The sequence below is a fragment of the Streptomyces sp. NPDC020597 genome, assembly GCF_044335095.1.
In the GTDB taxonomy this organism is placed as follows: domain Bacteria; phylum Actinomycetota; class Actinomycetes; order Streptomycetales; family Streptomycetaceae; genus Streptomyces.
On the sequence record NZ_JBIRUL010000003.1, the window covers coordinates 63,252 to 87,918 of the forward strand.

The following is a 24,667-nucleotide window of genomic DNA, read 5'->3' on the forward strand; positions in this document are numbered from 1 at the left end:
TCACTCGATCATCGCTCCGGCCGTGCGGCGCATCTACCGTTTGCCCTACCCATCCCTGCGCGAGTATCCGGAGCGGCCAGTGGTCGACCACCTTGTTCCCCGTCGTCGCCCAGGGGAACGAGCCGCCGTGAAGGTGCGCGGGGCTCTGTCGGAGTTTCTCGAAGCCGCCGAAGCGACCAAGGAGTCCAGCGGCCACCACAACCGCAACTACGTGCTGCCGCTGACGGAGGGTGTCGCAGCCCGGGCGGGCCGTGCCGCGGGCACACAGGTGACCGTACGCATCAGGCGCGCAGACGCGCTGCCCGTGGTGATCAGGACCTGGCAGGACGAGGGCCTGATCCTCGACGCCGTGCAGGGAGTCCTGCCCCACGCACCCGCGTGCCTGGTCAAGACGCCGGACTACTCCATCCACAGCTATGTGGAAGGCGTGCCGCTCTCGACGATCTGCGGAAACGGTAAGCCTGTCGACGCGCTGCTGATGAAGGCGCTGGCAGAGCTGCTGGCCCAGATGACCCAGGTGCGCCTGTCGGCGCTCCCGCCCCTGCCGAAATCCTGGCCCGCCAACCACAGTGACAGCCAGGCCTTCCTCAGGACTCTGGCGCGTCTCGCCGACGCGGAGATCCGCAAGCCCAACTGGCCCGAGTTCGGCGGTCTGTTCAAGGCGCTCGGCATCTCCGACGGAGCCCTGCTCCAGCTGGCCGAGCGAGTGCCGCCGATGACGCGCCGGCCGTACAGCCTGCTCCACGCGGATCTGCACCGGGACAACCTGATCGTCTCGTACGACGGCGACCCGCCGCTGGTCTGCGTCGACTGGGAGCTGGCGACCTACGGCGACCCCCTGCACGACCTGGCCACCCACCTGGTGCGCATGCAGTACCCGGATCACCAGTGGGACGAGGTGGTCGGCGCGTGGGCGGACGCCATGAGGGAATGCCGGCCCAGCGCGGTCAAGGGGCTGGCCAGGGATCTGGAGCACTACGTCGACTTCGAGCGGGCGCAGTCGGTCTACCCGGACGTGATGCGTGCCGCGCGTTCGCTGCAGGAGTCGTTCACGCAGAAGAAGCTCGACGAGGCGACCACCGAGGTACGCAGGGCTCTGCTGGCGGCGGAGAAGCCTTTGAGTCTGCGCGACGTCCCGGCGGAGAACGAGATCGAGCGGGCGCTCTTCCGGTGGCTGGCCTCGCGTGGCGCGGGGGAGGGCCTGGGGCGGAGCTGGATGCAGGCGTTCGGCTGGGCGCCGGATCCACGGCTGCCCGCGAACGCGGCCTTCCCACCGTCCGCCGTGCGGGAGGCCCTGCTCGCGGAAGGAGCCGCCCCGGCGCACCAGGTGTTCAAGGGCACCGCCCATCTCAACTCGGTGGTGCGCATCGCGGGCGCCCCGTTTCCCGTCGTCGTGCGGCGAAAACTGCGTGACGTCGAACGCCGTGAAGCGTGCTACCTGAGTGAGCACGCCGTGCTGCGCATGATCGAGGAGTCCGACGTACAGGTCGCGGCGCCGCGGGTGCTGGCTCTCGGCGAGAGCTTCTCGGGCGACCTCTTCACCATCCAGACGTACGTCGGAACCCACATCGGCCGGCCTCCCGCCCACCCGGTGAACGGTCTGCTCCCGCACGAGGCGGATGCCCTCATCGACCAGCTGGGCGAACTGGCCCGTGTGGACCACAGGTCGATGGATCCGGCTCAGGGGGACTTCGATTTCCTCGAGTGGCTGAAGGAACAACTGTGCGGCATAGTGCGGGATCTGCCGAAGGAGTCGCTGCAGCTGGCCCGCATGCTGGGGCTGCCCGACGAGCGGCGTCTGCGCGAACTGCTGTCCCGGTACCGCGTGAGCCGCAGAGACCCGGCCCTGCTGCACGGCGACCTCAACCCGTGGAACCTGGTGCGTCGTGAGGACGCCCTGGCGCTGACGATCATCGATTGGGAGATGGCCCTGGTCGGCGACCCGCTCTACGACCTGGTGAGGCACATGCATCTGACGCCCACCCGGTCGGAGATCCGCACCCGGATGTTCGGGCGGTGGGTGGCGAAACTGCCGACGCGGCACACGCGGGACTGGGAGAAGGACTGGTTGGTCTACCGCTGGGTCGAGGTCGTCCGCTCCGCGTACATCGACCTCGACCGGCTGGCGACCGGCGTGAGCCTGGACGCTCCGAACGTCCGCCGGGCCGTCGACTCCTATCCCGCCACTCTCGCGGCCGCCACCGCAATTCTCGGCCTCCCCGTCCCGGCGACCGCGAACCCCTATCTTGCCCGGGCCCTGGCCTAAGGCGACCATGGTCTGATCGAACGTCGAACACAGGTCGGACCAGGGTCAGTTGACGCCCGTCGGGCGTGAGGCGCGAGGGGGTCGGACATGTCCGCGCGGGGGAGCCGAACGACGGGTGGGGGCGGCGTGGGGGACACGCTGCGGCGCTACCAGGAACGCTTCGAGCCGACGGTCACCCGGATCCTGCTGCTCGGGATCTTCGTCACCGGCCTGACGGCCCAGTTCGTCAAGCCGGTCGGTGACGCCCTGGAGGGCAAGGCCTTTCTCGGCGGCGCCCTCCTCAGCCTGGTCGGGTACGTGCTCTACGACGCGGTGAAGGACCTGTCGACCGCGCTGCGCGTGCCCGTGCGCGGGCAGGTGAACTCGCGCGAGCTCGGCCTCTTCGTGAGCGAGGCCTTCCGCGCCCGCACGGTGGACATCGCGTTCCTCGGCTACACGGGGGAGACGCTCTACAACGAGCTGTACCACCGCCTGGAGGGGCTGCTGGAGGACCCCGGTCCCACGCGCAACGTCACCATCCGGGTGCTCATCCCCGACTTCGGGCAGTCGATGACGGTGCCGTCGAGGGTCGGGGCGCAGGGGCTCCCGGTGGACGACCCCGACTTCCGCAAACGCCTGGAAGCCAAGTGCCGCGAGTTCGACGAGACGCTGTACGGGATCGCCGAGCGACTGACGGTCCGCGGCCGCGTCACGGCCCGCTGCGAGTACCGGCTCTATCCCGGCATACCGCGGGACAAGATCTGCGTGTTCAACCGGGCGCTGGTGCTGCACGGGCTCTACGACGTCGTGGCCCGCACGGTGCTCAGCAGCGCATCCCCGGAGTACTACGACCCCAAGGGCTACCGCACGGACCTCAACGTCTGGTCCCAGGAGGGGACGGACGACGCGCGGGCCGCGATCGCCGCGTGGAACAAGCACCTCGACGACCTGTGGAGTCTGGCCGCGCCGCCCCCGTGGCGCGGTCCGGGCTCGTGACCGGCGTTCCGCACGCCGCTTCCACGCCCCGTACGCTCACGTCATGAGTGCGACCGGGCTGCGTGAGCGCAAGAGGCAGCGGATGTACAAGGCCGTGTCGGAGGTCGCCGTCCGGCTCTTCCTCGAGCGCGGTTTCGACGCGGTGTCCGTCGCCGAGGTGGCCGCCGCGGCCGAGATCTCCAAGCCGACGCTGTTCCGGTACTTCCCGACCAAGGAGGATCTGGTGTTGCACCGGATCGCCGACCACGAGGGGGAGGCGGCACGCGTCGTCGCCGCGGCGCGCGGTGAGGGGATCGCGCCGCTGGCCGCCCTGCGCCGGCACTTCCTCGACGGGCTGGCCGCCGGGGACCCCGTCACCGGCCTCAACGACCACCCGCAGGTGCGGGCCTTCTACGACCTCCTCTACGGCACCCCCTCCCTGGTCGCCAGGCTGTACGGCTACCTGGAGCGTTCCGAGGCCGCCCTCGCCGAGGCCCTGGCCGACGACCTGCCCACCGCCCTCGACGCCCGGCTGGCGGCCGGCCAGATCATCGCCGTCCGGCGGATCCTCGCCGAGGACACCTGGCGGCGGGTCGCGGCGGGCGAGCGGCTTCAGGACGTGCGGGGCGACGCGGTGGCCGCGGCGGAACGCGCCTTCGACACGCTGGAGACGGGGCTGCCGCGGCTCGCCCGGTGACCCGTGGCCGCTCAATGATCATTACCAGGTAAGAAATGTAACCGGGTAACGGTATTCGGTATCCTCGCCGTATGACGGCACCCGACCTCGACACCGCCCTGCACGCCGAACGCGCCCACCACGACGCCTGCCGTGCCGCCTTCGCCGCGATGGTCGAAGGCGCCGACCTCCAGGTCGTCACCGGCGAGGACGTCTCCGCCTCCGGCGCCGACGCCGAAGTCCTCGGCTACCGACTGCGCAGCCATGCCAAAGCCCTGCACGAACTGCCCGAAGGCCCGCTGTTCTTCGGCCGGCTCGACTTCGCGCCCGGCACGGGAGGCGCGCACGAGGGCCTCGCCCACCACATCGGGCGGCTCCGCGTCAGCGAGCACCCGGCCGCCCCGCCGCTCGTCGTCGACTGGCGCGCCCCCGTGTCCCGCGCCTTCTACCAGGCGAGCGTGCGCGACCCGCAGGGCGTGGCCGTACGGCGGCGGTTCGGCTGGGCCCTGGGCAGCCGGGGCGACTCCGCCGACCTCACGGGCCTGGAGGACGAGCGGCTTGACGGGGGCGGCGACGGCGTCGCCGGTGCCGCCGTCGGCGGGCCGGACGGCGGCATCGTCGCGCGCGAGATCGAACGCCCCCGGGTGGGCCCGATGCGGGACATCGCCGCGACCATCCAGCCCGAGCAGGACGACCTCGTACGCGGGGACCTCGCCGTATCGGTGTGCGTGCAGGGCGCACCCGGCACCGGCAAGACCGCGGTCGGCCTGCACCGGGCCGCCTACCTCCTCTACACGCACCCGCGGCGCATCCAGCGCGGCGGGCTGCTGATCCTCGGCCCCCACCGCGCCTTCCTCTCCTACATCGCCGAGGTGCTCCCCTCCCTCGGCGAGACCGGCGTCCGGCAGTCGACGCTCCAGGACGAGATCGCCGCCGGCCACCGGGCGACCGGCACGGACTCCGAGCGGACCGCCGCCGTCAAACACGACCCGCGGATGGCCGAGGTGCTGCGCCGGGCCGTGTACGGACGGGTGGCGGCCGACCGCGCCGAGGACCTGCACGTCCCCGAGGGCTCGGGCCACTGGCGGATCGCCGGCCCGGCGCTGACGGAGATCGTCGCCACCGTGCTGGCCGAGGCGCCGCCCTACGACACCGGCCGCGAGCGGGTGCGGGCCCGGATCGTGCGCCTGCTCCAGACGCAGGTGGAACGCCGCAGCGGCCCCCGCCCGGCCTCCTGGACACGCCGGATCGAACGAGCCGCGCCGGTGAGCGCCTGCGTGGAGGCGGTGTGGCCGAAGGCGCGGCCCGCGGAGGTGCTGGCCCGGCTCCTGAGCGACCCGCGGGAACTGGCCCGCGCCGCGGACGGCGTCCTGGACGCCGAGGAGCAGCGGGCCCTGCTCTGGGCGCGCCCGCCCCGCACGCCCAGGTCGGCACGCTGGTCGGCCGCCGACCTCGTCCTCCTCGACGAGATCGCCGGACTGCTGGACCATCCTCGGGGATACGGCCATGTCGTCGTCGACGAGGCGCAGGACCTCTCGCCGATGCAGTGCCGGGCCGTCGCCCGCCGGGTCCGCTTCGGCTCGCTCACGGTCCTCGGCGATCTGGCCCAGGGCACCACGGAGTGGGCCGCGTCCTCGTGGCGGGTCCAGTTGACCCACCTGGGCAAGCCGGATGCCACGATCGTGCCGCTGACCACGGGTTTCCGCGTTCCGGCCGCCGTGCTCGCCCTCGCGGGCCGGCTCCTCGACCGCCTCGGCGCCGACGTGCCCAGGGCCCGCTCGCTGCGCCGGGACGGCGAACTGCGCGTCCGGCGGGCCGACGGCGACCTTCCGGCGGCGGTCGTCGCCGCCGTCCGCGACGCGCTCGCCCGCGAGGGCTCGGTCGGCGTCATCGCCGCGGACTCCCAGGCCGACCGGATCCGCGAGGCCCTCCTCGCGTCCGGCGTCCCGGCCGCCGGCCCCGAGGACCCGCCCGCCCGGGTGACGGTGGTCCCCGCGACCGTCGTCAAGGGCCTGGAGTACGACCACGTCGTCGCCGTCGAACCGGCGGCCGTCGCGGAGTCGGAGCGCCGCGGCCTGAACCGCCTCTACGTGGTCCTCACCCGGGCGGTCTCCCGTCTGGACGTGGTGCACGAACGCGCCCTGCCGTGGGACACGGAGGAGTGATGCAGGGGTGGGGCGGGTGTGTTCGTCAGGCCGTCACGGCTCGGCTCAGCCGTAGCAGTGTGGTGCGCATGCCGGCCCGGTTGGCCGCCGCCCGGGCCTCGGGGCGGGTGCCCGTGAACAGCAGTCCGAGCAGCTCCGTGAGGCGCGCGCCGACCCCGCTGCGCAGGTCCTGCCAGTACTCGGTGACGAGGGTCCCCTCGCCCTCGGGCTCGAGGCGGTAGCCCCACAGGGCCACGGGCAGGCCGAAGGAGCTCACCCGGAACGCGAACTCGTGGGGAGCGTCGGCCACGGTGACCCGGCAGGTCGTGAACCACACCAGGGGGCCCTTGCGGTTGAACCCCACGAATCGGGTCCCTTCGCGTGCCGTCGTGCCGCGGTGCCACACGTAGAAGCATTCCGGGCTCCATCTGCCCATGTTCCGCAGACGGGACAGCGCCGCGTAGACCTTCGCGCCGGGAGCGTCGACGACGATGCTCTCCTGTATCTCCCACAGGCGTTCCACTGGGTTCCTCCGTAGAAGTGGTCGGGCCGGGGGCCGGGGCTGGGCGTCATGCCGGGGGCAGGGTGAGCTTGGCGGCCACGGCGTCGAGGACCCAGTCCAGGCCGGTCGCGAAGGACGTCCCGGCGTCCACGTCCGTGCCGTCGTGCACGGCTCTGGCCAGCGCCGGGAAGCGGCCGGTGGCCAGCATGCGCGTCACATGCGGGCCGAAGGCGCGCTGCCAGTCGTGCTTGGACAGGCCCGTGGCGCGCTCGGCCCGCAGGTTCGCGATCTCGCGCCTGATCGCGCCGGTGAAGTAGGCGCTGACGGTCTCCACGGCACGCATGACGGTGTCGACGTCGGCGAGGCCGTCGAGGGCGGCGAGCGTGGCCTCGGTCAGGGCGAGACCGTTCGGGCCGAGGGCCGGGCGGCCGCCGAGCAGGTCGGCCAGCCATTCGTGGCGCAGAGCGGCCCGCCGGGTGCGGTGGGCGAGGTCGGCCAGCGTCTCCCGCCAGTCACCGGGCTGCCCGTCGGGGAGGATCTCGGCCTGCACCGCGTCCACCATGAGGTCGAACAGCTCCTCCTTGGTGGAGATGTACCCGTACAGCCGCATCGGGCCGGCGTTCAGCCGGGCGGCGACCTTGCGCACGGACACCGCCTCCAGCCCGCCCTCGTCGGCCAGCGCCACGGCGGCGGCGACGATCCGCTCCCGGTCGAGCGGCACGGGGCGAGTCGGCGGCTCCGGCCGGTCCCACACAGTCATGGTCACACCGTACTCTTGCGATACATCGTACCGAGCCAATACGGTGTATCGGCATGAGACGACGCATCGCAGTGATCGGGAGCGGCCCCGGCGGCCTCACCCTCGCTCGTGTCCTGCACCGCCACGGTCACCCCGTCACCGTCCTCGAACGCGATGCCGGCCCCGACGCCCGCCCCCCGGGCGGCACGCTGGACCTGCACGAAGGGCTGGGCCAGCTCGCCCTGGACAAGGCGGGACTGCTGGCGGGGTTCCGGGCGCTGTCCCGTCCCGAGGGGCAGGCCATGCGCATCCTGGACCCGGCCGGGACCGTCCTGCGCGACTGGCGACCCGATCCGGACGAGCAGGCCAACCCCGAGATCGACCGGCGCCAACTCCGCGACCTGCTGCTCGGCCCCCTCGACGTCCAGTGGGGGCGGGGTGTGACGCAGGTGGCGCCGGGGGGCGGGGACGGCGCCCTGGTCCGTTTCGAGGACGGGCGGGAGGAGACCTTCGACCTCGTGGTCGGCGCCGACGGCGCCTGGTCCCGCACCCGCCCGGCGGTCTCGCCGGTGCGGCCGCACTACACCGGCATCACCACGGTCGAGACCTCCCTCGACGACGTCGACGCCCGCCATCCCGACCTCGCCCGGCTGGTCGGCGACGGCTCCATGGCCGTGTACGGGGTGAACCGCAAGCTCGTCGCCCAGCGCAACAGCGGCGGCCACGTCAAGGTGTACGCCCAGTTCCGCGCGCCGCTGGACTGGCACGCGCACCTGGACCCGGCCGACGCCGGGGCCGTGCGATCCGGCCTGCTGGCCCTGTTCGACGGCTGGGCCGCTCCCGTCCTCGACCTGCTCCGCCACGGCGCCGTCTTCGTCCACCGCCCCCTCTACGTCCTGCCCGTCTCCCACACCTGGACCCACGTCCCCGGGGTGACGCTGCTGGGCGACGCCGCCCATCTGATGCCGCCGTTGGGGGCGGGCGCGAACCTCGCGATGCTGGAGGGCGCCGAACTGGCCGAGGCCGTCGCCGCCGCCCCCGCGGATCTGGACGACGCCGTCCGCGCCTTCGAGGAACGGATGTGGGCCCGGGCCGAGAAGTGGGCGAAGATCACGACGGCCGGTCTGGAGCGTCTCGTGAGCCCGGACCCCGCTCAGGCCGTCGCCCTCTTCGACCAGGTCCAGCCCTCCTGACCGCCGGGCGCGTGAGGCGGTGAGACCTCGCTGGGCTCACCCTCGCGAGTCCGGCGGCGCGAGATCCTTGGAGTAGCGGACTTCGGGGACGGCCGTGCCGTCGACCGACCAGTCCGCCGCGCGGCCGTCCAGCACGAAGCCGCCCCGCTCGTAGAAGCGGCGGGCCCTGGTGTTGGCGGCGATCACCCAGAGCACGAGCCTGCGGAACCCGCGCTCCCGGGCGGCGGCCAGCGTCTGCTGCATCAGCGCCTTCCCGACGCCGGCGCCGAGGCGGTCGGGGGCCGCGTAGAGCGCGAGCAGTTCACCGTCCTCGGCTTCGCGGTCCTCTTCCGCGGAGGGGCCGAGTGCCGCCCAGCCGACCACGGCTCCGTCTTCCTCGGCGACGAGGTTCAGGACGCTCCCCGTGCCGCGCGCGAACATGTCACGGCGCATGCGGGCGTCCTCGGCGACCGAGAGTGCGTCGAGGTGGCCCTGCGGCACCATGCCCGGATAGGCGGCCTGCCAGCCCTTCACCCGCACCGTGGAAACGCCGCAGATGTCCTCTTCTCGCATAGGACGCACCCGTATCATGCGCCGAGCCTATCGAGGCGGGAACATCGCGTTCCCGGTCATTTCCGGTGAGGTGCGCGGAGTGGTGCGGAACACTTTTGCAAGCAGGTGCTTGCAATAGTTAGCGAGGGTGGTGCAAGGTGGAGGCATGGCATCGCTCAACGTCGGCAATCTCGGTGACTACCTGCGCGAGCAGCGGCGCAACGCGCAGCTGTCGCTCCGGCAGCTCGCCGACGCCGCCGGGGTGTCCAATCCGTATCTGAGCCAGATCGAGCGCGGGCTGCGCAAGCCGAGCGCGGAGGTGCTGCAGCAGGTCGCCAAGGCGCTGCGGATCTCCGCCGAGACGCTGTACGTGCGGGCCGGCATCCTCGACGCGGAGCGGGACCGGGACGAGGTCGAGACCCGGGCGGTCATCCTCGCCGATCCCACCCTGACCGAGGGTCAGAAGCAGGCGCTGCTCCAGATCTACGAGTCCTTCCGCAGGGAGAACGGGATCGGGAGCGACGACGGCCGCACGGACGGAGCGGGCCCGCGGGCCCACGAGAGCGACGTCGATCCGCAGCAGACGGCCGGTTGACCGGACCAGGGGACCGGCCGCACCGCTGCGGAACCGCACGACCTCGGCCGAGGACGACGTACCAGGACGTACTCGGCGCGCACGACCCACAGACGAACACAGACGAATGTGAATCCGGGAGGACCTTCACCATGGCCATCACCGACGACCTGCGCAAGACCTTCAGCGACCCGACTCCGCTCTACTTCGCCGCAGGCACCGCCGACCTGGCCCTCCAGCAGGCGAAGAAGGTGCCGGGCCTGGTGGAGCAGCTGCGCTCCGAGGCCCCGGCGCGTTTCGAGGCCGTCCGCAACACCGACCCGAAGTCCGTGCAGGAGAAGGCCAACGCCCGCGCCAAGGAGGCGACCGCCCGCGCCAAGGAGGCGACCGCCCGCGCCAAGGAGGCGCAGGAGTCCCTCCAGGCCAAGGTCACCGACTTCATCAGCACCCTCGACGGCGACATCAAGAAGATCGGCAGCACCCTCGACGCCGACCTGAAGAAGCTCGGCGAGTCCGCCCAGGACCTCGCCCTGCGCGGTGTCGGCGTCGCCGCCGAGTACGCCGTCAAGGCCCGTGAGACCTACGAGAAGGTCGCCGAGCACGGCGAGCAGGCCGTGAAGACCTGGCGCGGCGAGGCCGCCGAGGAGATCGAGGAGCTCGCGATCGCGGTCGAGCCGAACGCCGAGCCGAAGACGACGCCGAAGGCCGAGCCGGTTCAGCTGCGCACCGACGAGCCGAAGGGCGCGCCGGCCGAGGCCCGCTCCGAGACCGCCGCGGCGAAGAAGCCCGCCGCCCGGAAGGCCCCGGTGCGCAAGCCCGCCGCGAAGAAGACGACGCCGCCCGCCAAGTGAGACCGACGGCCGGGGCGGACACGGCGCAGAACGACATACGGACACGGGCCGGGCACTGACGAGGTGCCCGGCCCGTTGAACGGGTAGCGGGAGTCCGGTTGCGGGTACGGTGACCGCGTTGGACACGAGCAGGTCGGGTCCGAGACGAGACGCGTCGAATCAGGTGGTGGGCGTTGTGCTGATGGCAGGCTTCGCGGGGCTGATGTGGCTGCTCTACCTCGCCATGTTGGCTTTCGCCGTGGTGGCACTGGTGATGGCCGCGCTGTTCCGCGACGACGCGTACCGGGCCGCCGACAAGCAGAACAAGGGCTTCTGGCTGATCATCCTCGGCATCGCGGTCGCGGTGAACCTCCTGGTGCCGATGCTTTTCCTGCAGCTCGCGGGCCTGGTCGCCTCGATCGTCTTCTTCGTGGACGTCCGCCCGGCCCTCCGGCAGGTCTCGGGCGGCGGCTGGGGCCGGCGGCGCGGCGGCAGCAGCAGCGACGGCCCGTACGGCCCGTACAACGGCGGACGCTGAGCGCGACTGCGGAAGCTGAGCGCGGCGGCGGACGCCGGGTCGGCGGTGGACGCGCGCCGCGCGGACTGCGCCGGGGGTCCGGCCAGGGGCGCCGCGTCCCGGGTCGTCTACGGCACCCGGTCCAGCAGGACCACCGCGACGTCGTCCGTCAGCTCGCCCCCGTTGAGCTCACGCACCTCGCTCACCGCGGCGCGCAGCAGCGCCTCCCCGGTCAGCCCCTCGGCGAGCTGGCGGCGGATCATCTGCACCATGCCGTCCTGGCCGAGCCGTTCCCTGCCCTCGCCGATCCGCCCCTCGATGAGGCCGTCGGTGTACAGCATCAGGCTCCACTCCGCGCCCAGCTCGACCTGCATCCGTGGCCAGCGGGCGCCCGGCAGCAGACCGAGAGCGGGGCCGTTGTTCTCGTACGGCAGCAGGCGGGCGGGCCGGTCCGGGCGGGCGATCAGCGGCGCCGGGTGACCGGCCAGGCACAGGCCCGCCCGGCGGCCGTCGGGCGCGATGTCCACCGTGCACAGCGTCGCGAAGATCTCGTCGTCGTCACGCTCGTGCTCCAGCACCTGCTGCAGCGTGTTCAGCAGCTGGTCCCCGCACAGGCCCGCCAGCGTCAGCGCCCGCCAGGCGATGCGCAGCTCCACCCCGAGCGCGGCCTCGTCCGGGCCGTGTCCGCAGACGTCGCCGATCATGGCGTGCACGGTGCCGTCGGGCGTGCGGACGGTGTCGTAGAAGTCGCCGCCCAGCAGGGCGCGCGAGCGGCCGGGCCGGTAGCGGGCGGCGAACCGCAGCGGGGAGCCCTCGAGCAGCGGCGTGGGCAGCAGGCCGCGCTCCAGGCGGGCGTTCTCCTGCGCGCGCAGCTTGCCCTCGGCGAGCCTCCGCTCAGCCGTGTCGGAACGTTTCCGCTCCACCGCGTACCGGATCGCGCGGCTCAGCAGACGGCCGTCCAGCTCGTCCTTGAAAAGGTAGTCCTGCGCGCCCACGCGTACGGCTTCCGCGCCGCGCTCGGCGTCGCCGGAGGCGGTGAGGGCGAGCACGGCATGCCGGGGAGCGAGTCGCAGGACGTGCCGCAGCACGGCGAGTTCGTCGTCGCCGGCGGCTGCGGACGTGCGGCCCGGCACGGGCAGCGCGATGTCCAGCAGGATGCAGTGCACGTCGTCGGTGAGCAGCCGCTCGGCCTCGGTGAGGTTGCGGGCGGTGCGCACCCGGATCGGCCTGCCGTCCGAGTCGGGCAGGTCGCGGAAGATCGGCGCTGCGGTGGGATCGTCCTCGATCAGCAGCAGCGTGAGGGGGGTGTGCGCGGCGCCCGCACCGGTCGCGCCCGCAGCCGTACCCGGCGCGGTGATGCCGGCCACGGCGACGCCGGGCGCGCTCGCGCCTGAGGTGCTCGTGCCTGCGGTGCTCGCGCTCTGGTGGACGCCGTCCGCGGGCGGGACGCCCGGTGCTTCGTCACGGGTGTTGCGGTGCGCGCCGTCCTGGGGGCGCGGGTGGGCTCCGTCGGGCGCGTCGTGGTGCGCGCCGGAGGGGACGGCGTCGTTCGCCACCGTCGTCTCGTTGCGACAGGCTTGCTCCTCCCGGCGGCCGGCTTCTTCCTCGGAGGGGCCGCCGACTGCGGGCACGGCCTGCGCCTGACCACTTTCCACGGCCGGGATCGCTCTCTGCCGCGGTACGGGTACGGGCATGGTCTTGGGTTCCTTCCCTCCCCCCGAGGGCATGGCGGGGGCGAGGGACCTCGACCCACCGACGGGGACCATAGCGGCAGAAGGCGCCGCAACGGAATGGCGTACGGCACGCCGCTTGATCTCTGGCCCCTGTCATATGCCGCGATCCCTACCGCAGTTGGACAGGCCGGTACCCGCTCGGGGATGACGAACGTCACTTCGGCCCGGAGTCCGGCGGTCCGCGGAGGTGCCCTGGGTCACACGGGCGAGGTCGCGCGGGTGTCGGACGGGCCCTGTCCCGAGGTCACGCGTCCGGCCGGACCACCCCGAGGATCGGCATCGTGCCCGCTCCCGCGAGCGTGACGGTGCGGCCCGGGCGCGGGGCGTGGATGATCGCGCCGTCGCCCACGTACATCGCGACGTGACTGGCGTCGCTGAAGTAGATGATCAGGTCGCCGGGGCGCATGTCCTGGACGGCGACGTGCGGCAACTGCTTCCACTGCTCCTGCGAGGTGCGGGGGATCGGCCGTCCGGCGCTCTTCCAGGCCTCGGAGGTCAGACCGGAGCAGTCGAAGCTGTCCGGCCCCTCGGCGCCCCACACGTACGGCTTGCCCATCTGGGCGGTGGCGAACTGCACGGCCACCTTGCCCTGCGCGGACGCCGCGCTGTCGATCTCCTTGAGGATGCCGGTGTCCAGCCAGGCGGTCTGCGCCTTCTGCGCGATCTGTGCCTCCAGCTGCTCGAGGCGCTCCTTCTCCTTCTTCTCCAGCCGGGACTCGAGCTCCTCCGCCGCGGAGATCTGCTTCTCGATCTTCTTCTGGGCCGCAGCCTTGGCCTTGCGGCCCGCCTCCAGCTTCTGCCACTGGACGGAGGCGTCCTTGGAGTACTGCTCCAAGTCCTGCTGGACCTGCGTCAGTTGGCCGATGAGGCCCTTGGTCGCGCGCTGCCCCTGGCGGACCCGGCCCGCGCCGTCGAGGAACTCCGAGGGGTCGTCGCTCAGCATCAGCTGCGCCTCGTCGGGCAGGCCGCCCGTGCGGTACTGGGCGCGGGCGGCGGCGCCCGCGCGGTCCTTGAGCTCGTCCAGCTTCTGCCGGCCCGCGACGATCTTCTTGGCCAGCTCGACGATCTCCGCCGACTGCTTCTGCGCCGCTTCCTCGGCCGCGTTGTAGGCGTCGGTGGCCACCGCGGCGTCGTGGTAGAGCGCTTCGAGCTGGGTGCGGACGGCCTCGAGGTCCTTGGTGGTGGCGGTCGAGGGAAGCGCGGGGGCCGCCGAACTCGCCGACGGAGCAGGCTCCGGCGTGGGGCGGGGACTGGCGAACGCCACACCCGGCGCCCCCAGCACGGTGACCGCGCAGACGACGGTCACCGCTGCAGCGAGCAGGCCGCGCTTCCCCGTGCCCATACCCCGTCCCCCAAGTGTGATTAACCGTCAGTAACTTTGGCGCTCGGGGGATCGTGCCACGTCACGGCCGAAAACGACAGAGGTGACGACGGAACCGGCATGGCAGTCCTTCCCCTCCCGCCCGCCCCGACATTCGCTCTCCCCGCCTGTGTGACGAACGACTCACGGAGATCGTTCCCGGTGGTCGTCCGGTGGTCGTCCGGTGGTCGTCCGGTGGTCGTCCGGTGGTCGTCCGGCCGTGGTCCGGCGGTAGTCCGGCCGTGGTCCGGCGGTAGTCCGGCCGTGCGGACCGTCAGTTCCGCGGTGACAACGCCGCCCACCGCACCGTCACTTCGCCCTGCCGCCAGCGCGCCGGCCCGTCCGTCACCGGCCAGTCGGCCGCCAGGTCCCGCACCGAGCGCATCCACCGCTGCCGGGCGCCGTACGACGCGTACGGTGCGGCGGCCGCCCAGGCGCGGTCGAAGTCGCGCAGGAAGGCGTGCACGGGCTCGCCCGGGACGTTGCGGTGGATCAGGGCCTTGGGCAGCCGCTCCGCGAGATCCGAAGGCCGTTGCAGGGAGCCCAGCCGGGTCGCGAAGGTGACCGTGCGAGGCCCTTCCGGTCCCAGCGCCACCCACACGTGCCGGCGCCCGATCTCGTCGCAGGTCCCCTCGACGAGCAGGCCGCCGCGGAACCCGGTCGCCGCCTCGGCCGGCGCGAGCCGCGCGCACAGCCGCCGCCAGACCGCGGCGACGTCGCCCTCGTCGTACTGGCGCAGCACGTTGGCGGCGCGCACCAGGTGCGGTCGCCGGGGGACCGGGATCTCGAACCCGCCGTGCCGGAAGACCAGCCCCTCGCGCTCGTACGGCCGCGCGGCCGCCACGCGGGCCGGTTCGATCTCCACGCCCACGACCCGCGCGCGCGGGGCGACGGAGCGAAGCCGCTCCAGCAGCTCGACGGCGGTCCAGGGCGCGGCCCCGTAACCGAGGTCGACGGCGACGGGATCGGCCGCGCGGCGCAGGTCGCGGCCGTGCGTCGCGGCGATCCAGCGGTCCATGCGGCGCAGCCGGTTGGGGTTCGTCGTGCCGCGCGTGACCGTGCCCACGGGGCGGCTCGGGGCGCGGGACGTCATGCCTACGAGGGTATGCGGTGCGGTCGCGCACGCTTCCCACGCAGAACGTCATCGAACGGTTGAGCGATAGACGGTAATGGCTGGGCAAAAAACGCCGCCGTCGCGGAACACGCCGGAATGGGAATGCGCTCCTCCGGGTTGCAGCTCCGTGGAGGGCGCTCCACACCTCCTTCAGGCATGCCCGCAGCGAGGAGGACCGCCACGTGAGCTACGTCAACAAGCTCGGGCGTCGCTCCCAGACGGCTCCGCCGCGGCTCAGGCTGCACCGCCGCCCCCGTCGCGTCGCGATGCTCTCCGTGCACACCTCCCCGCTCCACCAGCCCGGCACCGGCGACGCCGGCGGCATGAACGTCTACATCGTCGAACTCGCCCAGCGCCTCGCCGCGATCAACATCGAGGTCGAGATCTTCACGCGCGCCACGACCGGCGGCCTGCCGCCCGTCGTCGAGCTGGCCCCCGGGGTCCTCGTCCGGCACGTCGACGCGGGCCCCTACGAAGGCCTCGCCAAGGAGGACCTGCCGGCCCAGCTGTGCGCCTTCACGCACGGGGTGATGCAGGCCTGGGCAGGCCACCGTCCCGGCTACTACGACCTCGTGCACTCCCACTACTGGCTCTCCGGCCACGTGGGCTGGCTGGCCGCACAGCGCTGGGGCGCCCCGCTGGTGCACGCCATGCACACCATGGCCAAGGTCAAGAACGCCAACCTGGCCGACGGCGACACCCCCGAGCCCGCCGCCCGCGTCATCGGCGAGACCCAGATCGTCGTCGCCGCGGACCGCCTCATCGCCAACACGACGGAGGAGGCCGAGGAACTCGTCCGCCACTACCAGGCCGACCCCGGCAAGGTCGCCGTCGTGCATCCCGGCGTCAACCTCGAACGCTTCCGCCCCGCGGACGGCCGTGCCGCGGCCCGGGCCCGCCTCGGCCTGCCCCAGGACGCCCTGATCCCCCTCTTCGCCGGCCGCATCCAGCCGCTGAAGGCTCCGGACGTCCTCCTGCGCGCGGTCGCCGTGCTGCTCGACGAGCGCCCCGAGCTCCGCTCCCGCATCGTCGTGCCGATCGTCGGCGGCCCCAGCGGAAGCGGCCTCGCCAAGCCTGAGGGGCTGCAGAAGCTCGCCGCGCGGCTCGGCGTCGCCGACGTCGTCCGGTTCCGGCCGCCGGTCGGCCAGGAACAGCTCGCGGACTGGTTCCGGGCGGCGTCGCTGCTGGTCGTCCCCTCCTACAGCGAGTCCTTCGGACTGGTCGCCATAGAGGCGCAGGCGGCCGGGACACCCGTCCTCGCGGCCGCGGTCGGCGGGCTCCCGGTGGCCGTCCGGGACGGCGAGACCGGCTTCCTGGTGCAGGGCCACGATCCGGCCCACTACGCGCGCGTGCTCGAGCGGTTCGCCGACGGGCCCGAACTGCCCGCCCGCATGGGCGAGGCCGCGGCCGCGCACGCCCGGTCCTTCGGCTGGGACACCGCCGCCGCCGCCACCGCGGACGTCTACGCGGCCGCGGCCCAGGCCCACCGCCGTGGCGTACGCTCCGAGCATGGGTGACGTGGAGAAGACGGCCGCGCAGGTCATCGAGGACTTCCTGAAGGACGCGGAGCTGGAGTGGGAGAGCCCGTCGCCCGGCTCGTACGTGGTCCAGCTCCCCGGCGCCCGCAAGCTCAAGACGACCGTCTCCCTCATCGTGGGCCGTCACTCCCTCTCCCTGAACGCCTTCGTCGTCCGCCATCCCGACGAGAACGAGTCCGGCGTCCACCGCTGGCTGCTGGAGCGCAACCTCAAGCTGTACGGGGTGAGTTACGCCGTCGACCAGCTCGGCGACGTCTACGTCACCGCCCGGCTGCCCCTCGCCGCGGTCACCGCCGACGAGATCGACCGCCTCATGGGCCAGGTCCTCGAAGCGGCCGACGGCGCGTTCAACACGCTGCTGGAGCTCGGGTTCGCGAGCGCCATCCGCCGGGAGTACGAGTGGCGGGTCTCCCGGGGCGAGTCGACGCGCAACCTGGACGCCTTCGCCCACCTGACCCGCCGGACGGCCGGGCCCTCGCCCGCCTGACCCGCCTGACCCGCCTGACGGCCGGGACCTGACCCGCCGGACGCCGCCGGCCGACCCGGGCGGCGGGGAGCAGGCCGCCGCCGGTCAGCGGCCGGAGGACTTCCGGCCCGCTCCGTACCGCCCCGGCGTGACCCCCACCAGCTTGCGGAAGTGCCGGGTGAGATGGGCCTGGTCGTAGAACCCGGCCGCCGCGGCGACCTCGCCCGGCGGCCGCCCGTCCAGCAGAAGCCGACGGGCCAGGTCCACCCGGCGGGCGGTGAGGTACTGGTGCGGCGCGATGCCGTACGCCCCGCTGAACGCCCGCACCAGATGCGCCGGATGGGCCCGCACCAGCCCCGCCGCCTCGTCCAGTGCCAGACCCTCGACGATCCGCTCGTCGAGCAGCTCGCGCAGGCGGCGGGCCGGGCCGGGGTCGCGGCGCGGCGGGCCGGGACGCCGCCGGTCCCGCAGATGGACCCGCAGCCGCTCGCCGATCAGGGCCAGCCTGCTGTCGGCCTCCAGCTCGTCCCCGGGCCGCGCGAGCGCGGAGTGCAGCTGCCCGACCCGCCGGCGCAGCACGGGATCGCGCAGGTCGGGCGCGTCGACGGCAGCCCCGATGAGGTTCTCGCCGAGCACACCGGCGTCCAGGTAGAGGACCCGCTTGCGGAAGCCGTCCGAGGTGACCGGCGACCCGTTGTGCGGCACGTGCGGCGGCAGCAACGAGACCGTGTCGTGCGGCGTCCCGTGCTCGTGCCGGTCCAGGTCGTAGCGGACGGCGCCGTCGTCCACGATGAGCAGCGTCCAGGCCTCGTGGACGTGCATCGGGTAGGCGTAGCCGGTGAAGTGGGCGTGGAAGACCTCCACGACGCCCCGTACCGCCGGGCGCCAGGCGGAGACCTCCTGCCGGGCTGCCATGCAAAGAACGTACAAGACGGGGACGTACGCCGATCGGCACTCTCGCTGCATGAACAGCGAACCCATCCGCTTCGACACGAAGATCGCCGTCCTGCTGCGCGAGGACCTGGAGACCTGGCAGCGGCTGAACGTCACCGCGTTCCTGGTCAGCGGACTCGGCACGGAGCTCCCCGAGGTGATCGGTGAGCCGTACGAGGACGCGGACGGCGTCCCCTGCCTGCCGATGTTCCGCCAGCCGGTGCTGGTCTTCGAGGGCACGAAGGAGACCCTGAAGTCCGCTCACGCGCGCGTGCTCTCCCGGTCCCTCCCGCGCGCGGTGTTCACGAGCGACCTCTTCGCCACAGGCAACGACCGCGACAACCGCGCGGCCGTGCGCGCCGTCCCCACCGGCGAGCTGGACCTGGTCGGGCTGGCCGTGTACGGCCCGAGGAACGCGGTGGACAAGGCGCTGAAGGGGGCCCGGATGCACTCCTGACCGCCGCACGGGCGCCGGGCATCCCCCCAGCGCCCGCGCCCGCCCGCCGGATCGGCCCCGTGCCTCAGACGGCGCCGACCTCGGGCGTTGCGGCGGCCACCGGGCTCCCAGTGGCAGGCCTCCCAGCGGCCGGGCTCCCGGTGACCGGGTTCTCCGCTGCCGGGGAGCCGCCCGTCACCGGGTCGTCGGCGGTGACGGGCTCCTCGTCCGGCAGCCGCCGCATCAGCACGGCGTACCCGGCGCCCGCCGCCGTCCCCACGACCGCGCACAGCCCCCACAGCCACTCCGCGCCGAACCGGTCGATCACGACACCCGACATCACCGGGGCGACCAGCGACGCCACCGCCCACGACAGCGTGTACATGCCCTGGTAGCGCCCGCGGCCGTGGGTGGGGGAGAGCCGGACCACGATCCCCGTCTGCGTCGGGGCGTTCACGATCTCGGCCAGCGTCCACACGCAGACGGTGAGCGCGAACACGCCGACCGACCCGGCGAAGGCGGTGAGCCCGAAGCCGTACCCCGCGAGGACCGAGGAGATCACCAGGAGCCGTCGCGGATCGCGGTGCTCGATGAACCGCGTCACGGGGATCTGCAGCACGACGATGAGCACGCCGTTCACGGCGATCGCCATGCCGTAGTCGGCCGGCGTGAACCCGGCCGCCCCCATCGCCACGGGCAGGCCCACACCGCCCTGCTGGAAGACGAGCGCCACGAGGAAGGACAACCCGACGACGCTCATGAACCGCCCGTCGCGCAGGACCGTCCCCAGCCCGACCGAGTCACCGTCGCGGACGCCCTTGTCCGGCTGCACGGGCCGCGACTCGGGCAGCTTCAGGAAGACGACGACCGCGCAGACCAGCGTCATCCCCGCCTCGAGGAGGAAGCCGGCCCGGTAGCTGACCTCGGCGATGAACCCGGCGGCCATGGAGGAGACGGCGAACCCCAGGTTGATGGCCCAGTAGTTCAGCGAGAAGGCGCGGACCCGGTCCTCCGGCCGCACGATGTCGGCCATCATCGCCTGCACGGCCGGACGGGAGGCGTTGGAGGCCATCCCGACGAGGAAGGCGACCGCGGCGATGGCGACCGGATGCTCCACGAACCCGAGCAGCGCCACGGACGCGGCGGTGGAGGTCTGCGCGACCAGCAGCGTGGGCCGCCGCCCGAGCCGGTCCGCCATGACCCCGCCGCCGAGCGACGAGACGACCCCGCCGAGCCCGTGCAGCGAGGCGACGAGTCCGGCGTAGGAGGCCGAGTAGCCGCGGTCGAGCGTCAGGTACAGCGCCATGAAGGTGGCGACGAACCCGCCGAGCCGGTTGACGAGGGTGCTGGTCCACAGCCACCAGAACTCGCGGGGCAGCCCGGAGAGCGTTTCTCGGGCGGCACGTCTCAGGACGGCGGCAGGCATGGCGGATCCCCCGGGATGTAAGCGGCGCAGGCGGTGCTCAGAACTTACGAGGGAAGCGGGGGGCGGGGCCACTCGATTAACAGAAACGGTCAATCGTCGTCGGCGTGCCCCCGGTATGTCCGCTGTATGAGCGGATGTACGACCGCACGGAGCCGTCGATTACGCTCGGACGCATGGCCGACGCACCGTACAAGCTGATCCTCCTCCGCCACGGCGAGAGCGAGTGGAACGCGAAGAACCTGTTCACCGGCTGGGTGGACGTCAACCTCAACGAGAAGGGCGAGAAGGAGGCGGTCCGCGGTGGCGAACTCCTGAAGGACGCCGACCTCCTGCCCGACGTGGTCCACACGTCCCTCCAGAAGCGCGCGATCCGCACGGCGCAGCTGGCCCTCGAATCCGCCGACCGCCACTGGATCCCGGTCCACCGCTCCTGGCGCCTGAACGAGCGCCACTACGGCGCCCTCCAGGGCAAGGACAAGGCCCAGACCCTCGCGGAGTTCGGCGAGGAGCAGTTCATGCTGTGGCGCCGCTCCTACGACACGCCCCCGCCGGCCCTCGAGGACGGCACCGAGTTCTCCCAGTCGGACGACCCGCGCTACGCGTCGATCCCGCCGGAGCTGCGCCCGCGCACGGAGTGCCTGAAGGACGTCGTCGTCCGCATGCTCCCGTACTGGTACGACGGCATCGTCCCCGACCTCCTCGCCGGCCGCACGGTCCTCGTCGCCGCCCACGGCAACTCCCTCCGCGCCCTCGTCAAGCACCTCGACGGCGTCTCGGACGCGGACATCGCGGGCCTGAACATCCCGACGGGCATCCCCCTCTCCTACGAACTCGACGCCGCCTTCAAGCCCCTCAACCCCGGCGGCACCTACCTCGACCCCGAGGCGGCCGCAGCAGCGATCGAAGCAGTCAAGAACCAGGGCAAGAAGAAGTAGGTTCTGTGATCATGCCCCTGAGCTGCGCATACGGCGCGACTCAGGGGCGTTTTCATGCTGTGGAACCTCTCTGGAGCCGCAGCCAGTGTGATCCTGGGGCCGGAGAGCCTGCCCGAGAGCCCTCCTCGTGTCCGTCGGGCGGTAGGTGGGAGTGGTTCCGGTCGCCGTCCTAGAGAGTTGGTGTATCTCGGCGTCCGCAGCGCCCTGGCGTCCACACGGCCGCATTCGCGCAGGCAGTGGGGGTGAGGAGTGTGGACGCTGGACGGCTGTAGCGTCGACGTGTCCGGGCCGCTGGTGTGCGGCCCGGCCCGGTAGGCGCGGCGGACGCTGTTTTGCGAGCCGACAAGCGTCAAGACAAGCGACAAGCGGACCAGGCCCGTGGGTCAGCCCGGACGCGGCGGGGACTACGATCTGGCGATTTCCTGCCGGAGTTGGTGGGTGAAGCGACGCAGGAGGTCTAGCGTCTCTCGGAACTCGGCCCGGCGGTCGTCCCTGCCGTCGGTGGGCCGGGTGCTCCAGACCCGACGCGCGAGAGCATCGGCGAGATCGACGGTGTCGCTGGTGCAGAGCAGGTAGAGGGCTGAGCGTGCTTCCTGCATCTGGTTCGCCAACTCGTTGGCTCCGGGACCGTCGTCACTCAGCTGTGTCTCCTTCAGGTTGTCCAGCAGCTGAACTACGGCCGTGTTGAAGCCGATCCCGGCTTTGAGCTTCTGCTCGCGGAGCCACATACGATCCTGCCGGCGCGCGGTGAACCATGAACCGAACACCGCCCCTATGAGGCCGATAGCGGCCCCGATGGCCACGGACAGGATGTTCTCCACGGTCAGCTCCCCCCGACGTACAGCACCGCCAGGCTACAGAGGCCGCCGAAGGCGCCGGACTCGACTGTCACCCTCACATGCCAAGGGTTCGGCGATCCGAACGAAATGGCCTGTCCCGGAACCCGTCTGGGACCTCCGAGGACGACCAACGACGACAGACAACGACCACCAACGACGGGCCGAACGCAGGTCGGTCGGGGTGACCAGCCCCCTGACCAGGGCCAAAAAACGGGCCCGCCAGACCCAGGGCAAGAAGAAGTAAGCAGACGCCACCATGGATCGACGACGCGGACTGCTGGTATGGCAGTGCCGGCCACAAGTTGCCCGCCGACGGTGACTGGCGCTTCTTTGCCCGGGCCCTGCCGGCCGCGACGGTGTACGAAGAGAACGCGTATACCTGGTCGGCGTTCTGCGAAATACTGGAAAGGGCCGGGCACTTACGCATCGTCGGGCAAGCAATTCAGGGGGCCTCATGAGCACTGTTCACGTACGCATCGGGGACCACCGGGCCAAGTACCACATTGACACCGACTGCCCGTCGTTGAACGGCAAGCAGGACACGTACATGGGTCGGGAGTCGATGTCCGAGGACCGGGCGAAGGAGCAAGGGCTCGCAGCCTGCCAGCGCTGCAAGAGATAGCTCGGACACTCTGCGGCGCGGTCTTCGGGGGAGGCGCACGATGCACGTGTCGAGATGGGACGGCGGGGTGCCGGTCAGAGCAGATCCGCAGTCGCCGGTCGACGGGGGCGGCGCGAGGGTGCCGGGGACGGGGGCGTGTGAGCAGGAGGCGGTATGTGGCCAGGGGAGTGCCGGGCGGTTATCGGGTGTGGGACAACCGGGGGCGTCGGTGGTGGGGCGACTTCTATGAGCTGTGCCCCGATGACCTCATCGCCGAACTCAACGGCCAGGCCGACCAGGCGCGTATCACCGCGCTGATGAAACGCTACCGGGCGCTGAAGCGATAGGCGCGCCGGGCCCCGCCCCGCCGCCCGACCGCTCCTTGCGTCACGCTTCGGTGGTGACCCGGCGGGACGTGGTGGGGGCGGAGAGGGTCGTGAAGTAGTCCGACAGGGCTGTCCTCGTGGCGGTGAGGGGAAAACGGGCCGCCAGATAGCCGTCGGGGCGGACGACGAAGCCGGTGGGGCCGTCGGGACGGTAGAGGCGGGCGAACTCGCCGGCCGTGTCGCGGTAGGCGGGCACCGGCAGGGCGTCGGGAGCGGACGGCGCGGTGTCCCCGTCGAGCACCGCCACGGTGACGGCGCCGGCGACGGCGGCGGTGTGCAGGCCCGCCTCGGCGATCGCCGCCAGGTCGGTCAGGCCCGCGCCGTACAGGAGGATCACGTGGCCCGGACGGTTCCGCAGCACGTCCAGCAGGCGCCAGGGGTAGGCGGAGGCGGGGACGGTCAGGCCGCGGCAGTCGGGGGCGCGGTCGCCGGGCTGGGGGGCGCCGGGCGGGCCGTGCGGGTCGGTGGCCAGGGGGCCGTCGCGGTAGTCGATCAGGAGCTGGGCCTCGCGCAGCAGCACGGTCCGGGGGTCGTCGGGGTCGGACTCCATGCCGCGGGTGGCGTGCCGGACCGTCCGACCGACGACCTCCTCGCCCACCGGCCGGCGCTCGGCGTCATACGTGGTCAGGAGTGCCGGACCGGCCTCGCCATGGATGACGAACGCCAGTTTCCAGGCGAGGTTGCAGGCGTCCTGGATGCCGGTGTTCATGCCCTGGGCGCCGGTGGGCGGATGGATGTGGGCGGCGTCCCCGGCGACGAAGACACGTCCTTCGCCGTAGCGGTCGACGATGCGGTGGCTGATGCGGAACACGGATGACCAGCGCAGCCGGGAGAGCACCGCGGGCCGCGGCGCGAGGCGGTCGACCACGGCCTGGAGGTGATGCAACTCCGGCGTCCGGCCGCCTTCCAGACCGTGCGCCACACCGTCGCCCTCGTCGGTGCTCCCGCCCGTGCCCGCGCCCTCGACGGCACCGGCGCCGGCACCGCCATCTCCGTCCGTCCGTGCGGACGATCCGCCGAGCGTCCCCGTGGAGAGCTCCGGCGGGACCAGCATCGACATCCGGTAGCGGCCGGCGCCCGGCAGCGGCACGCAGATCAGGGCGTCGTCCGTGGAACCGTCGGCGGCGTGGTGCAGGGAGCGGATGCCGTAGCCGTGGGGCATGTCCCAGTCTGCTTCGACGTCGCCCAGCATGTACTCCTCGGCGAAGGCCGCCCCCTCGAACGTGAGGCCCAGTCCCTTGCGCACGGTGCTGTGCGCGCCGTCGCAGCCGATCAGGTAGCCCGCCCTCAGCTCCTCCTCGGCGCCGGAGGCCGTGCGCAGGCGTGCGGTGACCCCGTCCTCGTCCTGGCTGAAGGACAGTAGTTCGGTGCCGCGTTCGATGAGCGTGCCGAGGCCGGCCACGTACTCCTCCAGCAGACGCTCGGTCTCGTACTGCGGCAGCGCGGCGAACTCGTAGGGCACCTCGGGCGGCAGCTCGAGGTCGATGCGGGACTGTTCCCGTCCGTTGACGTAGGTCAGCTGACCGCGCAGCACGGCGGCGGCTTCCAGCATCGTGCGGGCCAGGCCCATCCGGTCCCAGATCTCCAGCGTGCGCGGCTGGATGCCGACCGCCTTGGCGTACGGCAGCCGTTCCGGCAGGCGGTCGACGAGGCGGCAGCGCACACCGTGCCGGCGCAGCTCGGCGGCTGCGCTCAGCCCGACCGGGCCGGCGCCCACGATGAGGACGTCCGTCGTTCCGGCTGTCTCGGTCGTCGCGGTGCCCGCCACGGGTGCCTCCCACTGCAGTTCCCGAACAGAAACACCCCCTCGCCCCCGTCCCGTGTCCATCGTCGCCCGGCGGCCCGGGAACGGCGAGCGGGAGTCTCGTCACCGCCGCGTCACAGATCGGCGACCGGCCGAACCCGGTGGGCCGTCCCTCCCGTCTGTGCCGCTGAGCAGTGGCAGTGGCAGTAGTCGGCAGCACGGCGGGGCGA

24 protein-coding genes are annotated in these 24,667 nt (G+C 72.4%); 14 read left to right on the forward strand and 10 right to left on the reverse strand.

Annotation, left to right across the window (positions count from 1 at the left end; genetic code table 11):
• Window positions 1–133 precede the first annotated feature (133 nt).
• The 4 genes from ACH4ZA_RS06420 (at window position 134) to ACH4ZA_RS06435 (ending at window position 6,061) form a co-directional block, all read left to right on the forward strand.
• On the forward strand, window positions 134–2,266 hold the full coding sequence (locus ACH4ZA_RS06420; protein ID WP_319278105.1) for an aminoglycoside phosphotransferase family protein: 2,133 nt from the start codon (window positions 134–136) through the stop codon (window positions 2,264–2,266).
• Window positions 2,267–2,392: 126 nt separating this feature from the next.
• Entirely contained in the window at window positions 2,393–3,241 is an 849-nt protein-coding gene (locus ACH4ZA_RS06425) for a hypothetical protein (protein WP_319277969.1), read from the forward strand.
• 43 nt (window positions 3,242–3,284) lie between these two features.
• A complete protein-coding gene (locus ACH4ZA_RS06430) occupies window positions 3,285–3,917 on the forward strand; it encodes a helix-turn-helix domain-containing protein (RefSeq protein ID WP_398428297.1) in 633 nt (210 codons plus the stop codon).
• Between the two features lie 71 nt (window positions 3,918–3,988).
• On the forward strand, window positions 3,989–6,061 hold the full coding sequence (locus tag ACH4ZA_RS06435; RefSeq protein WP_398428298.1) for a HelD family protein: 2,073 nt from the start codon (window positions 3,989–3,991) through the stop codon (window positions 6,059–6,061).
• Between the two features lie 25 nt (window positions 6,062–6,086).
• Here the strand turns inward: ACH4ZA_RS06435 and ACH4ZA_RS06440 are convergent, their stop codons facing one another.
• Window positions 6,087–6,563: an SRPBCC family protein gene (locus ACH4ZA_RS06440; RefSeq protein ID WP_319277976.1), complete on the reverse strand. Its 477-nt coding sequence runs from the start codon at window positions 6,561–6,563 to the stop codon at window positions 6,087–6,089.
• A 46-nt stretch (window positions 6,564–6,609) separates the two neighbouring features.
• Entirely contained in the window at window positions 6,610–7,302 is a 693-nt protein-coding gene (locus tag ACH4ZA_RS06445; RefSeq protein ID WP_319277978.1) for a TetR/AcrR family transcriptional regulator, read from the reverse strand.
• Between the two features lie 53 nt (window positions 7,303–7,355).
• On the opposite strand from ACH4ZA_RS06445, the gene ACH4ZA_RS06450 reads away from it, so the two are divergent.
• Window positions 7,356–8,474 carry an NAD(P)/FAD-dependent oxidoreductase gene (locus tag ACH4ZA_RS06450; protein WP_319277979.1) on the forward strand — a complete coding sequence of 373 codons (1,119 nt, stop codon included), beginning with the start codon at window positions 7,356–7,358 and terminating at the stop codon, window positions 8,472–8,474.
• A gap of 36 nt (window positions 8,475–8,510) precedes the next feature.
• Here ACH4ZA_RS06450 and ACH4ZA_RS06455 read toward each other — a convergent pair whose 3' ends face one another.
• The gene (locus ACH4ZA_RS06455; RefSeq protein ID WP_398428300.1) at window positions 8,511–9,026 is read right to left on the reverse strand and encodes a GNAT family N-acetyltransferase; all 516 of its coding nucleotides are present in this window, start codon (window positions 9,024–9,026) and stop codon (window positions 8,511–8,513) included.
• Window positions 9,027–9,171: 145 nt separating this feature from the next.
• On the opposite strand from ACH4ZA_RS06455, the gene ACH4ZA_RS06460 reads away from it, so the two are divergent.
• The 3 genes from ACH4ZA_RS06460 to ACH4ZA_RS06470 all read left to right on the forward strand — a co-directional run bounded on the left by ACH4ZA_RS06460 (window position 9,172) and on the right by ACH4ZA_RS06470 (window position 10,947).
• Window positions 9,172–9,600 carry a helix-turn-helix transcriptional regulator gene (locus ACH4ZA_RS06460; protein WP_319277982.1) on the forward strand — a complete coding sequence of 143 codons (429 nt, stop codon included), beginning with the start codon at window positions 9,172–9,174 and terminating at the stop codon, window positions 9,598–9,600.
• A 131-nt stretch (window positions 9,601–9,731) separates the two neighbouring features.
• Window positions 9,732–10,430 carry a hypothetical protein gene (locus ACH4ZA_RS06465; RefSeq protein WP_319277983.1) on the forward strand — a complete coding sequence of 233 codons (699 nt, stop codon included), beginning with the start codon at window positions 9,732–9,734 and terminating at the stop codon, window positions 10,428–10,430.
• A 181-nt stretch (window positions 10,431–10,611) separates the two neighbouring features.
• Entirely contained in the window at window positions 10,612–10,947 is a 336-nt protein-coding gene (locus tag ACH4ZA_RS06470; RefSeq protein WP_373430479.1) for a DUF2516 family protein, read from the forward strand.
• A gap of 107 nt (window positions 10,948–11,054) precedes the next feature.
• Here the strand turns inward: ACH4ZA_RS06470 and ACH4ZA_RS06475 are convergent, their stop codons facing one another.
• From ACH4ZA_RS06475 to ACH4ZA_RS06485, 3 genes are all read right to left on the reverse strand, one after another.
• Complete coding sequence (locus ACH4ZA_RS06475) at window positions 11,055–12,620, reverse strand: PP2C family protein-serine/threonine phosphatase (RefSeq protein WP_398428302.1); 1,566 nt, start codon at window positions 12,618–12,620, stop codon at window positions 11,055–11,057.
• Window positions 12,621–12,903: 283 nt separating this feature from the next.
• Complete coding sequence (locus tag ACH4ZA_RS06480; protein ID WP_398428303.1) at window positions 12,904–14,001, reverse strand: NlpC/P60 family protein; 1,098 nt, start codon at window positions 13,999–14,001, stop codon at window positions 12,904–12,906.
• A gap of 292 nt (window positions 14,002–14,293) precedes the next feature.
• Window positions 14,294–15,112 (reverse strand): class I SAM-dependent methyltransferase, encoded by an 819-nt coding sequence (locus ACH4ZA_RS06485; RefSeq protein WP_398428305.1) that lies wholly within the window; start codon window positions 15,110–15,112, stop codon window positions 14,294–14,296.
• A 203-nt stretch (window positions 15,113–15,315) separates the two neighbouring features.
• On the opposite strand from ACH4ZA_RS06485, the gene mshA reads away from it, so the two are divergent.
• Both mshA and ACH4ZA_RS06495 read left to right on the forward strand, forming a co-directional pair.
• Entirely contained in the window at window positions 15,316–16,650 is a 1,335-nt protein-coding gene (gene mshA / locus ACH4ZA_RS06490; protein ID WP_319277991.1) for a D-inositol-3-phosphate glycosyltransferase, read from the forward strand.
• Window positions 16,643–17,158 (forward strand): YbjN domain-containing protein, encoded by a 516-nt coding sequence (locus ACH4ZA_RS06495; protein WP_398428307.1) that lies wholly within the window; start codon window positions 16,643–16,645, stop codon window positions 17,156–17,158. The genes mshA and ACH4ZA_RS06495 overlap by 8 nt, the downstream gene beginning before the upstream one ends.
• An 84-nt stretch (window positions 17,159–17,242) precedes the next feature.
• Here ACH4ZA_RS06495 and ACH4ZA_RS06500 read toward each other — a convergent pair whose 3' ends face one another.
• Entirely contained in the window at window positions 17,243–18,052 is an 810-nt protein-coding gene (locus tag ACH4ZA_RS06500; protein ID WP_398428309.1) for an AraC family transcriptional regulator, read from the reverse strand.
• A 49-nt stretch (window positions 18,053–18,101) separates the two neighbouring features.
• Between ACH4ZA_RS06500 and ACH4ZA_RS06505 the strand changes: the two genes are divergently transcribed.
• A complete protein-coding gene (locus tag ACH4ZA_RS06505) occupies window positions 18,102–18,527 on the forward strand; it encodes a DUF2000 domain-containing protein (RefSeq protein WP_319277996.1) in 426 nt (141 codons plus the stop codon).
• Window positions 18,528–18,591: 64 nt separating this feature from the next.
• Here the strand turns inward: ACH4ZA_RS06505 and ACH4ZA_RS06510 are convergent, their stop codons facing one another.
• Complete coding sequence (locus tag ACH4ZA_RS06510) at window positions 18,592–19,932, reverse strand: MDR family MFS transporter (protein ID WP_398428311.1); 1,341 nt, start codon at window positions 19,930–19,932, stop codon at window positions 18,592–18,594.
• Between the two features lie 173 nt (window positions 19,933–20,105).
• Here ACH4ZA_RS06510 and ACH4ZA_RS06515 point away from each other — a divergent pair, with 173 nt between their 5' ends.
• On the forward strand, window positions 20,106–20,867 hold the full coding sequence (locus ACH4ZA_RS06515) for a phosphoglyceromutase (RefSeq protein ID WP_107443310.1): 762 nt from the start codon (window positions 20,106–20,108) through the stop codon (window positions 20,865–20,867).
• Window positions 20,868–21,271: 404 nt separating this feature from the next.
• Here the strand turns inward: ACH4ZA_RS06515 and ACH4ZA_RS06520 are convergent, their stop codons facing one another.
• Window positions 21,272–21,688, reverse strand: a complete 417-nt coding sequence (locus ACH4ZA_RS06520) for a hypothetical protein (protein ID WP_319278009.1) — start codon at window positions 21,686–21,688, stop codon at window positions 21,272–21,274.
• A 472-nt stretch (window positions 21,689–22,160) separates the two neighbouring features.
• Between ACH4ZA_RS06520 and ACH4ZA_RS06525 the strand changes: the two genes are divergently transcribed.
• Both ACH4ZA_RS06525 and ACH4ZA_RS06530 read left to right on the forward strand, forming a co-directional pair.
• The gene (locus tag ACH4ZA_RS06525) at window positions 22,161–22,328 is read left to right on the forward strand and encodes a hypothetical protein (RefSeq protein ID WP_319278015.1); all 168 of its coding nucleotides are present in this window, start codon (window positions 22,161–22,163) and stop codon (window positions 22,326–22,328) included.
• A 137-nt stretch (window positions 22,329–22,465) separates the two neighbouring features.
• Complete coding sequence (locus ACH4ZA_RS06530; RefSeq protein ID WP_319278017.1) at window positions 22,466–22,654, forward strand: hypothetical protein; 189 nt, start codon at window positions 22,466–22,468, stop codon at window positions 22,652–22,654.
• A gap of 40 nt (window positions 22,655–22,694) precedes the next feature.
• Here the strand turns inward: ACH4ZA_RS06530 and ACH4ZA_RS06535 are convergent, their stop codons facing one another.
• The gene (locus tag ACH4ZA_RS06535; protein WP_398428313.1) at window positions 22,695–24,461 is read right to left on the reverse strand and encodes an FAD-dependent monooxygenase; all 1,767 of its coding nucleotides are present in this window, start codon (window positions 24,459–24,461) and stop codon (window positions 22,695–22,697) included.
• Window positions 24,462–24,667: the final 206 nt, after the last annotated feature.